This is a genomic window from Aquirufa ecclesiirivi, from assembly GCF_011250515.1.
Classification (GTDB): Bacteria; Bacteroidota; Bacteroidia; order Cytophagales; family Spirosomataceae; genus Aquirufa; species Aquirufa ecclesiirivi.
In genome coordinates this window covers 1-12,339 of record NZ_JAANOP010000007.1, presented here as the reverse complement: position 1 = coordinate 12,339, position 12,339 = coordinate 1, and the positions used below count along the sequence as shown (strand labels likewise).

Here is a 12,339-nt window from a genome sequence, read left to right as displayed (position 1 = left end):
ATGCTTACGGTAATACAGTAACTTCTTTTGCTGCTAATACGAATAATGTAACAGTAACAACAAGTTTGACGGGAGCGATCACTGGTTTAGGATCAGGGGTAAACAACGTATTGAATCAAGCAGGTGATTTCAGCAGTGGAGTTGCTAATTTAACAAGCCTTGGTTTGAAATTCACAGGTAATGCGGGAGCAGGAACTTTCACATTTACCCCAGCTACTGGAACAGCTGTGACGAGTTCAAGTATTACCGTGAATGCAGGGGAAGCAACTAAATTGGTAGTAACAGGAACAGGAACTCAAACAGCAGGAGGTAGTCAGACAATTACCCTAACAGCCAAAGACGCCAACGATAATACTGTTACGGGATATACGGGTGCTAAAAATATTACATTCTCAGGAGCCGCAAGTTCGACAAGTCCTTCTACAGCTCCAACTGTGGCAGGTACGAACTTTGGAACAGCCACCAGCATGACCTTTACCGCGGGTGTGGCTACAGGATCTATGGTCTTGTACAAAGCTGAAAGTGCCACTATTGCCGCTACCGATGGAACTTTATCGGCAGCAGGAGCCGATCGCTTATCAGTAACTGTGAGTCCTGCTACGTATAGCAAATTAGCTGTGAGCTTAGCGACACCACAAATCACGGGTACCGCCTTTACCGGAACGAATACACTAACAGCACAAGATGCCTATGGCAATACCGTAGCTAGCTTTGATGCCAGTGCGAATAATGTCACGGTGACAACGAGCTTAACAGGAGCAATTACTGGATTATCAGGAACGAATAAGTTGAGTAGTGCGGGCGACTTCACAGCAGGTGTAGCGAACTTGACAAGCCAATTGATCTTCACAGGAACAGTAGGAACAGGCACCTTTACCTTTACACCACAAAGTGGAACAGCGGTAACAAGTGGAACGGTACAGATCAACTCTGGAGCAGCCACCCACATGATGATCACAGGAACTGCGAGTCAGAATGCAGGAGAAGCTCAAACGATTACGATTAGAGCAGTGGATGCGAGTCATAATACGGCAACAGGATATACAGGAACAAAGAGTTTAACTTTCTCTGGAGCGAATAGTTCTAGCAGTCCAGCGACGGTAGCGACAGCGAACGGCACGAACTTTGGAACAGCAACTAGTATTGTATTTACGAATGGAGTGGCGACGGCATCGGTGGTCTTATACAAAGCAGAGAGTGCTTTAATAACAACAACTGATGGCACAATCAATGCAACAGGCAATTCCCATGAATTGGCTGTAACTGTCTTGCCATCTACATTCAGCAAACTAGCCGTAAGCTTAGCGAGTCCCCAAATCAATGGTACCGCCTTTACTGGAACGAATACCTTAACGGCTCAAGATGCTTATGGAAATACTGTAACCAGCTTCAATCCATCAGGCAATAACATAACAGTAACGACTAGTTTAACAGGAAGCATCAGTGGCCTAGGTTCAGGAGTGAATAACGTATTAAATCAAGCAGGAGATTTCAGCAGTGGAGTAGCCAATTTAACAAGCTTAGGTTTAACATTCACAGGAACTTCTGGATCAGGAACGTTTACCTTCACACCAGCCTCAGGTACTGCCGCGACTAGCTCAAGCATCACGGTGAACTCGGGTGCAGCTACGAAGTTCATAGTGACGGGAACTGGCACGCAAACCGCAGGAGGAAGTCAAACCGTTACGATTACCGCCAAAGATGCCAATGGCAATACTGCCACAGGATATACGGGAGATAAATCGATTGTCTTCACAGGAGCGAATAGTTCTACAAGCCCAAGCACAGCCGCCACGGCACGAGATAAGGACCTTGCTGATATTAACTTTGGTACCGCTACGGTAGTAACATTCAGTAGTGGAGTAGGAACAGCTTTAGTAAAATTATATAAAGCGGAGACCGCTCAATTGGTAGCTACACAAGCTAGTGTGACCACTTCAGGAGCCGATCGCTTATCAGTAACTGTGAGTGCTGCTACGTATAGCAAATTAGCTGTGAGCTTAGCGACACCACAAATCACGGGTACTGCCTTTACCGGAACGAATACACTAACGGCACAAGATGCCTATGGCAATACCGTAGCTAGCTTTGATGCCAGTGCGAATAATGTCACAGTGACAACGAGCTTAACAGGAGCAATCACTGGATTATCAGGAACGAATAAGTTGAGTAGTGCGGGCGATTTCACAGCAGGTGTAGCGAACTTGACAAGCCAATTGATCTTCACAGGAACCGTAGGAACAGGAACCTTTACCTTTACCCCACAAAGTGGAACAGCGGTAACAAGTGGAAGTGTACAGATCAACTCTGGAGTGGCCGATCACATGATGATCACAGGAACTGCGAGTCAGAATGCAGGAGAAGCTCAAACGATTACCATTAGAGCGGTAGATGCGAGTCATAATACGGCAACAGGATATACAGGAACAAAGAGTTTAACTTTCTCTGGAGCGAATAGTTCTAGTAGTCCAGTGACAGTAGCGACAGCGAACGGCACGAACTTTGGAACAGCAACTAGTATTGTATTTACGAATGGAGTGGCGACGGCATCGGTGGTCTTATATAAAGCAGAAAGTGCTTTATTAACAGCAACAGATGGCACAATCAATGCGACAGGCAATTCCCATGAATTGGCAGTAACTGTCTTGCCATCTACATTCAGCAAATTAGCGGTAAGCTTGTCTAGTCCACAAGTAAATGGCACGGCCTTTACGGGCACGAATACCTTAACGGCACTTGATGCTTATGGAAATACAGCAACGAGCTTTAATGCTTCTGGAAATAATATCACAGTTAGTACAACCTTAACTGGAGCAATCTCTGGTTTATCGGGAACCAATAAGTTATCAGGAACAGATGATTTTGTGAGTGGAGTAGCTAATTTAACTTCATTAGGTTTAACATTCACGGGTACAATAGGAACTGGAACATTTACTTTTGCACCTGCTTCTGGAACAAGCATCACTTCTGGTAATGTAACTGTTAATTCAGGTGCGGCTACTCGAATGATTGTAACAGGATCATCCACAGGAACAGCGGGTCAAGCTCAAACAGTGACTTTAACGGCAAAAGATGCTAGTGGAAATACAGTAACTAGCTATGCTGGAGATAAGTCCATCGTATTTACAGGAGCTATTTTAAGTGCTAGTCCATCGGTAGCTCCAACGGTAACAGACAAGAATTCAGCAGCAGTTGATTTTGGTACTGGGGCAACGATTAACTTTACCAATGGGGTGGCTACGACCAGCATGATTTTATACCGTGCAGAAGGAGCCACCAACATTGTGGCTACTCAAGGTGGAGTAACCTCCGTAGGTGCAGATCGATTAAGCACGACTACCTCTGCGAGTACATTATCTAAATTCGCAGCATCTTTAACAAGTCCACAGGTAAATGGAACCGCTTTCACGGGAACGAATACCTTAACGGCGCAAGATTTCTGGGCAAATACAGTTACGACATTTGATGCTAGTGTGAATAATGTCACTGTTTCAAGTAACTTAACTGGAGCTATCACCGGATTGTCGGGTACCAATAAATTAACGGGTGCTGGTGATTTTGTGAATGGTGTCGCTAATTTGACATCGAAATTAATTTTTACGGGAACAGCAGGAACAGGAACCTTCTCATTTGCCTCGGCTACGGGAGGTGCAACGGGTACGAGTTCAAGTATCAACGTCGTTGGAGGTACCGCTACGAAACTACGTATTACGGGAGACACGACAGAAACTGCTGGTGCAGCGCAAACCATTACCATTACAGCCTTAGATGCCAATGGTAATACGGCTGTCGCTTATACAGGTTCCAAATCATTAACCTTCTCAGGTGCCAATACATCCTTATCCCCAGCGACCACTCCAACGGTTGCCGGAGTGAATTTTGGAACCAGTACGAGTCTGACCTTTATCAATGGGGTAGCGAATGCGAATTTGGTATTATATAAAGCTGAAAGTGCCTTAGTGGCAGTAACAGATGGTAGTATTTCTGCATCAGGATCAGATCGTTTAAGTGTGACTGTTGCTTCTTCTACTTTCAGCAAATTGGCAGTGAGTTTATCAAGTACTCAAAGTAGTGGAGTCGCATTTACAGGTACCAATACCTTAACGGCTCAGGATGATTATGGTAATACAGTGACCACATTCAATGCTTCGGCAAATAACATTACGGTAACTACTAGTTTGACAGGAGCTATTACTGGATTATCAGGTACCAACAAATTGACCTCATCTGGTGACTTTGTGAGTGGTGTGGCTAATTTGACTTCTGCATTAATCTTTACAGGAAATGCAGGAACAGGTACATTTACCTTTAGTCCAGTTACAGGTACTGCGGTGACTTCTAGCAATGTTACGATTGGTTCAGGTACGGCGACTAAATTAATCATCACAGGGGTGTCAGCTACACAAACAGCTGGTACAACTCAAACCATTACCTTAACAGCCAAAGATGCTAGTGGTAACACGGCTACTACCTATACAGGTACTAAATCGATTACCTTCTCTGGTGCTAATGCTTCTGGAAATCCAGCAACAAACCCAACGGTGGCTGGAACTAATGTTGGTTCAGCAACCAGTATAAGCTTCTCGAATGGGGTAGCCACGGCTAGTCTTGCTTTGTTTAAAGCCGAAACCCTTGATTTGGCAGCTACCGACGGCAGTATTTCTGCCGCTGGATCAGATCGATTCAATGTAGCAGTAAGTGCTTCCAGCTATACCAAATTAGTGGCAAGTTTGGCAGGTACTCAGACGAATGGTACTGCCTTTACTGGTACCAATACCCTAACCGCACAAGATGCATATGGTAATACCGTAACTTCTTTTGCTGCTAACACGAATAACGTAACAGTAACAACGAGTTTGACAGGAGCAATTACAGGTTTAGGATCAGGCGTAAACAACGTATTGAATCAAGCAGGTGATTTTAGCAGTGGAGTAGCGAACTTGACCAGTTTAGGCTTGACCTTTACAGGTACTTCAGGAACAGGGACCTTCACCTTCACTCCAGCTACTGGTACTGCGGCTACAAGTGCTAACGTAACTGTAAACCCAGGTACGGTGAGTCGATTAGTGATTACGGGTACAGGTAGTGTGACCGCGGGAGATACACAAACCATTACTTTACGTGCCAAAGATGCTAGTGGTAATGTGGTAACAACTTATACCGGAGATAAGTCCTTGACTTTCTCAGGAGCGAATCAAACTTTATTCCCAATCGTAAATCCGACAGTAAGTGATAAAACAAGTTCCAATGTAAACTTTGGAACAGCTACCACCATTACCTTTAGCAATGGTGAGGCAACAGCTTCCATGAAATTATATCGAGCTGAATCTGCCCTAATCGTAGCTACTGATGGTGCATTAACATCTTCAGGAGCGGATCGATTGAGTGTAACGGTGGGATATGGTAGTTTAAGTAAGTTTGCTGTCAATTTAACTTCTCCACAAGTAAATGGTGCAGCCTTTACAGGTACCAATGAAATTATTGCACAAGATGCTTATACGAATACGGTATTGAATTTCAATGCAAGTTCAAACAATGTGACGCTATCCACGTCATTATCTGGTGCCATCAGTGGTTTAAGTGGAACCAATAAATTGACAAGTGCTGGTGATTTTGTAAGTGGTGTAGCCAACGTATCAACGAATTTAATTTATACAGGTGCATCGGGTGCAGGAACATTTACGGCATTAGCCACTACAGGTGGTGCTACAGGAACTAGCTCGTCGATTACAATTTCAAGTAGCGCGGCGACTAAATTAATCATTACCGGTAGCGGTACTGGAACAGCTGGTGCTGCACAAACAATTACCATTACAGCAAAAGATGCGAGTGGTAATACGGCAACTGGATATACTGGCACTAAGAGCTTAACTTTCTCAGGGGCATCAAGTTCTTCTTCTCCTGTGACTGCACCAACGGTTGCAGGTACGAATGTAGGTTCAGCCACGAACATTAGCTTCAGCAATGGAGTTGCCACGGCTAGTTTAGTATTGTACAAAGCAGAAAGTGCAACGATTGCTGCAACAGATGGCTCTATTGTAGCTGCTGGCTCAGACCGTTTAGCCGTTACTGTTTCTGAATCAACATTTACCAAATTGGCAGTCAGTTTGACTAGTCCACAAAGCAATGGAACGGCCTTTACAGGTACAAATACCTTAACGGCTCTAGATGCTTATGGTAATACCGTAACAAGCTTTACAGCTTCTACGAATAATATTACAGTGACCAAAACTTTAACAGGAACCATCACAGGTTTGAATGGAGGAGCTATCTTAAATTCACATAGTGACTTTGTGAGTGGTGTGGCTAATTTAACTGCCAAATTAATCTTTACAGGTACCATTGGAACAGGTACATTTACCTTTACTCCAGCTTCAGGAACTGCTGTAACGAGTGGCAATGTGGTTATTAACCCAGGTACAGCCACTAAATTAATGATTACAGCTACGCCTGGTGCTATTACAGCGGGAACGACTAAATCGGTTACTATTACAGCACAAGATGCTAGTGGAAATACGGTAACGACCTATGCAGGAGATAAAAATTTAGTATTCTCCACATCCACTACTCCTTCAAGAGTACCTACAGCAAGCAATAAGAATGCCGTTGACATAGATTTTGGATTGACCACAGTGGTAACCTTTGTCAATGGGGTTGGAACTAGTACATTAAAAGGATATAAATCAGAACTTACTACCGTTAGTGTAACAGATGGAACGATTAGTTCAAGCGGTGGAGGCAATTTACCATTGGATATTACTCCAGGAGCATTCGCAAAATTAGCAGTAAGTTTAGCTAGTCCGCAAACATCTGGTACAGCCTTTACAGGAGTAAATACATTAACCGCACAAGATGAGTTTGGTAATACCGTTAATTTAGATGCATCTGCAAATAATGTGACCGTAACGAATAGTCTGGGAGGAAGCATCACAGGTCTATCCGGTACCAATAAGTTAAGCAACGCCAATGACTTTGTCAGTGGGGTGGCTAACTTGACAAGTTTAGGGTTAACCTATACAGGTGCTTCGGGAACAGGAACATTTACCTTTACTCCTGCATCAGGTACTGCCATTACAAGTAGTAATGTAACCATAAATCCAGGTACTGTTAGCCGCCTTGAAATTACTGGAACAGGAACGCTAACAGCAGGAGGCTCTCAAACCATCACTTTACGCGCTAAAGACGCTAGTGGAAATATTGTAACGTCCTATACAGGAGATAAATCCATTGTTTTCTCGGGAGCACTTTCATCGACGAATCCTTTTGTGAATCCTACGGTAACGGATAAGAATAGTGCTGAGGTGAATTTTGGTACAGCTACCATCATCACGTTTACGAACGGTGTAGCTTCCGCTACCATGAAACTCTACCGAGCAGAAACTTCGACCATCGTGGCTACTCAAGGAGCATTGGTATCCAGTGGTGGAGATCGCTTGAGTGTGGTAGTTTCTCCATCTAGCTTAAACAAGTTTGCTGTAGCATTGTCTACCCCTCAAAATAGTGGACAAGCATTTACTTCAACCAATATTGTTACAGCTCAAGATGCTTATGGTAATACCGTTACCAGCTTTGATGCTAGTGCTAATAATGTCACGGTTACGACTAGCTTGACAGGAACTATTACGGGATTATCTGGAACTAATAAATTGAATAGTGCCTTAGATTTTGTGAATGGCGTAAGTAATTTAACGACTAAGTTAATCTTTACAGGTACTGCTGGAACAGGAACATTTACCTTTGCTTCAGCTACAGGCGGAGCTTCTGGAACAAGCTCGAATATCTCAATTGGTGGAGGTACAGCAACTAAATTAGTTATTACAGGTAGTGCTACCCAAACAGCAGGTGCATCACAAAGTATTACCATAACGGCACAAGATGCCAATGGAAATACTTCTTTGGCATACACAGGAGTGAAGAGCCTTACATTCTCTGGAGCTACTAGTTCTCCGAGTCCGGCAACTAACCCGACCATCAGTGGAGTTAACTTTGGCACAGCCATGAATGTGACCTTTACTAATGGTGTGGCTACTGCCAATATGATTTTATTTAATGCTGAGAATGCTATTGTTTCCGCAACCGATGCCAGTATTTCTTCTACCGGTTCTGACCGTTTGACAGTAGCTGTTTCTGCTGCAGCCTTCTCTAAATTGAGCGTTGGTCTTGCCAGCCCTCAAACGAATGGTACTGCATTTACGGGTACCAATACGTTGACCGCATTGGATGCTTATGGAAATACCGCAACTGGATTTAATGCCAGTGCCAATCCTATTACCATCACCAGTACCTTAACGGGTAGCATAACAGGGTATACAGCCAATGTTATGAACCAGGTGGGTAATTTCACGAATGGTGTGGCTAATTTGACTTCTAATTTAGTATTCTCAGGAACAGTAGGAACAGGTACATTTACCTTTACTCCTCAATCTGGAACAGCCATTACTTCTGGTAATGTAACGATCAATGCTGGAGCAGCTACTAAATTATTCATTACTGGATCGGGTACTCAAACAGCAGGTGCTTCCCAAACAATCACGATTACAGCGAAAGATGCCAGTGGTAATACTGCAGCTTCCTATACAGGTGATAAGAATTTGACATTCTCAGGAGCCAATAGTTCAGCAAACCCAGCTACTTCACCTACAGCTACTAACAAAACGAGTGTGGCCACTAATTTTGGAACTGCGACAGTAGTGACGTTTACTAGTGGTGTTGCCACCACTGATTTGAAAGTATACAAAGCGGAAAGTACTGAAATTCAAGTATCAGATGGTTCTATTAACTCAACCGTAGGTGGTAGTCTACCAATCACGGTTAGTCCGGCTAGCTTCTCAAAATTAGCGGTCAGTCTTGTTGGTTCTCAAGCTAATGGTGTGGCCTTTACAGGTAGCAATACTTTGACTGCCTTGGATGCGTATGGCAATACCGTAACAGGATTTAATGCCTCTGGAAATAACATAACTGTAAGCACTACTTTAACAGGTAGTATAACGGGATTATCTGGAACAAATATATTGAACAGTGCTGGTGACTTTAGTAGTGGTGTAGCGAATTTGTCTAGTTTAGGAATGAAGTTTACTGGAACAGTAGGTACGGGTACGTTTACCTTTACACCTGCCAGTGGAACTGCGGTAACATCTGGAAATGTGTCCATCGGTTCTGGTGTCGCTACTCGTTTGGTAGTCACAGGAAGTGCAACACAAACAGCTGGAGGTACACAGACCATTACCATTACAGCTAAAGATGCAAATGGAAACATCGTGACATCATATACAGGAGATCATGCATTGACCATTTCTGGTGCTTTGGATTCCAGTAACCCAATCGTTCACCCTACCGTTATTGATAAAAATTCAGTAGCACAAGATATTCATACGGGGGCCACATTGACATTTACCAATGGAGTAGCAACGACTACCTTGGCACTTTACACCGCTGAAGTGGCAAACATTGTTGTGAGTGACGGTAGTATTAGTGCAGCTGGAGCAGATCGATTGACGGTTACAGTTAGTCCAAGTACTTTCAGCAAACTAGTAGTTAGTTTAAGTTCTCCACAAGCCAACCGAGTTGCCTTTACTGGAACGAATACCTTAATAGCACAGGATGCTTATGGTAATACGGTAACTACTTTTGACGCTTCCTCGAACAATGTAACGGTTACCACAGCATTAACAGGAACTATTTCTGGTTTATCAGGTGCCAATAAATTAACAAGTGGTAGTGATTTCGTGAATGGAGTGGCTAATTTGTCGAGCCTTGGATTGAAATACTCTGGTACATTTGGTGCTGGTACATTTACCTTTACACCAGCTACAGGTACTGCTGCGGTAAGTACAAGTATCACCATGAATGCTGGTCCAGCTGACCATATTATGATTATTGGTACTGAAACGCAAACCGCTGGTACTTCTCAATCAATTACCATACGTGTAGTAGATGCGAATCACAATACAGTTCCTTCCTATGCGGGTACTAAAACCTTAGTATTCTCGGGAGCCAATAGTTCAGCAAGTCCAGCTACTGCGCCAACGGTTAATGGAACGGCTTTTGGATCTAATACATCAGTTGAGTTTACTTCGGGTATAGCCACTGTTTCATTAACCTTGTACAAAGCGGAAAATGCAGTAGTTCAAGTAACGGATGGAACCTTGCTTGGTGTTGGAAATCACCATGAATTACCAGTGACTGTTTCTGCTACTACTTTCTCTAAATTAGCTGTTAGTTTAGCCAGTCCACAAAATAGTGGTATAGCCTTCACAGGAACCAATACCTTACAAGCCTTGGATGCTTATGGTAACTTAGTGCCAACCTTCAATGCCGCAGGAAATAACGTAACCGTTACTGTTAATACCTTGACGGGTTCTGTATCTGGATTATCAGGTACGAATATATTAAATGCGGGTCTTGACTTCTCTGGTGGTGTAGCCAACTTAACTAGTCTTGGATTAATCTATACTGGAACTACAGGAACAGGAACCTTCACGTTCACTCCAGCTACAGGAACAGCCGCAACAAGTGGAAATGTAACAATAGGTGCAGGCTCTGCCAGCAAGTTCATTATTACAGGAACAGGCACCCAAACAGCAGGAGCTAGTCAAAATATTACGATTACAGCCAAAGATGCGAGTGGTAACACAGCAACTGGTTATACCGGAGCTAAGTCGATCACGTTCAGTGGAGCGAATGCTTCATCAAGCCCATCTACCAACCCAACCGTAGCAAGCACGAACTTTGGTACAGCGACTAGTGTGACCTTCAGCAATGGAGTAGCCACGGTGAGCATGAGCTTATACAAAGTAGAGTCTGCTGCTGTAGTAGCCACAGATGGCTCGGTGACAACCAGTGGATCTGATCGCTTGAGTGTAACAGTAGGCCCAGCGGCATTTAGCAAATTAGCTTTAAGCTTAGCAGGACCACAGATTAATGCAGTCGCGTTTACAGGTACAAATACCTTGACGGCTTTGGATGCTTATGGCAATACGGTAACGGGCTTTGATGCGAGTGCGAATAACATCACGGTAACAACGACAGGCTTGACAGGATCAATCTCTGGATTATCAGGAACGGATAAATTGAATAGTGCTGTTGACTTTAGCAGTGGAGTAGCGAACTTGACAAGCTTAGGCTTGAAGTACACAGGAACAGTAGGTTCAGGAACCTTCACGTTTACTCCTGCCACAGGAACAGCAGTAACGAGTGGAAGCATTACCATGAACGCTGGTTCTGCCAACCGTTTGGTTATCACTGGAACAGGTACGCAAACGGCAGGTACTACACAAACAATTACGATCACCGCGAAAGATGCGCAAGGAAATACGGTAACAGCTTACACAGGAGCTAAGAGTTTAACCTTCTCAGGAGCGAATAGTTCAAGTTCACCAACCACGGCACCAACGGTAAATACAACGGCATTTGGTACAGCCACGAGTGTGACCTTCAGCAATGGTGTAGCTACGGCTACTTTAGCTCTTTATCAAGCTGAATCAGCTACGGTAGCCGTTAATGATGGTTCATTGGCAGCGACTGGTTCTGATCGATTAAGCATTACGGTGGGATCATCCAGCTTGAGTAAATTTGCCTTGAACTTTAATTCTCCACAAAGCAGTGGTGTAGCCTTTACTGGGACAAATACCATAACGGCACAAGATGCCTATGGCAATACCGTAACTAGTTTTGATGCATCTACGAATCATGTGACTATCAGCGCCAACTTGACGGGAAGTATTACAGGTTTATCAGGTACCAATAAATTAAGTGGAGCAGGAGATTTTGTGAGTGGTGTAGCTAATGTTACCAGTGCTCTATTATTTACGGGTAATGTTGGAAATGGAACATTTACTGCCACGGCAACAACTGGCGGTGCAACAGGAACAAGTTCTGTGACCATAGGAGCAGGCGCAGCCACGAAATTGGTTATCACAGGCACAGGCACTCAAACGGCAGGAGGTAGTCAAAGCATTACGATTACAGCTAAAGATGCGAGTGGCAACACAGCAACAGGCTATACCGGCATTAAGTCGATCACGTTCAGTGGAGCGAATGCTTCAAGTAGCCCAGCTACCAACCCAACCGTAGCAGGCACGAACTTTGGTACAGCAACGAGTGTGACCTTCAGTAATGGAGTAGCGACAGCAAGCTTGAGCTTGTACCATGTCGAATCAGCGGTGGTAGCAGCAAGCGATGGAAGCATCACAGCAGCAGGAGCTGATCGCTTTAGCGTAGCTGTTAGCGCAGGATCATTCAGTAAATTGGCCGTTAGCTTAACAAGTCCACAAGTGAGTGGAACATCCTTTAGTGGCACCAATAGCTTAACAGCTTTAGATGCTTATGGCAATACGGTAA

At 44.0% G+C, this 12,339-nt stretch carries 1 protein-coding gene (only partly in view); it reads left to right on the top strand.

The annotated features are described in order from the left end of the window. Positions 1-12,339 carry part of the coding region annotated (locus tag G9H65_RS10015; protein WP_166375208.1) for a hypothetical protein on the top strand (this coding region is incomplete at its 3' end). The annotated region extends 30,334 nt beyond the left edge of the window, so 12,339 of the 42,673 annotated nt are shown.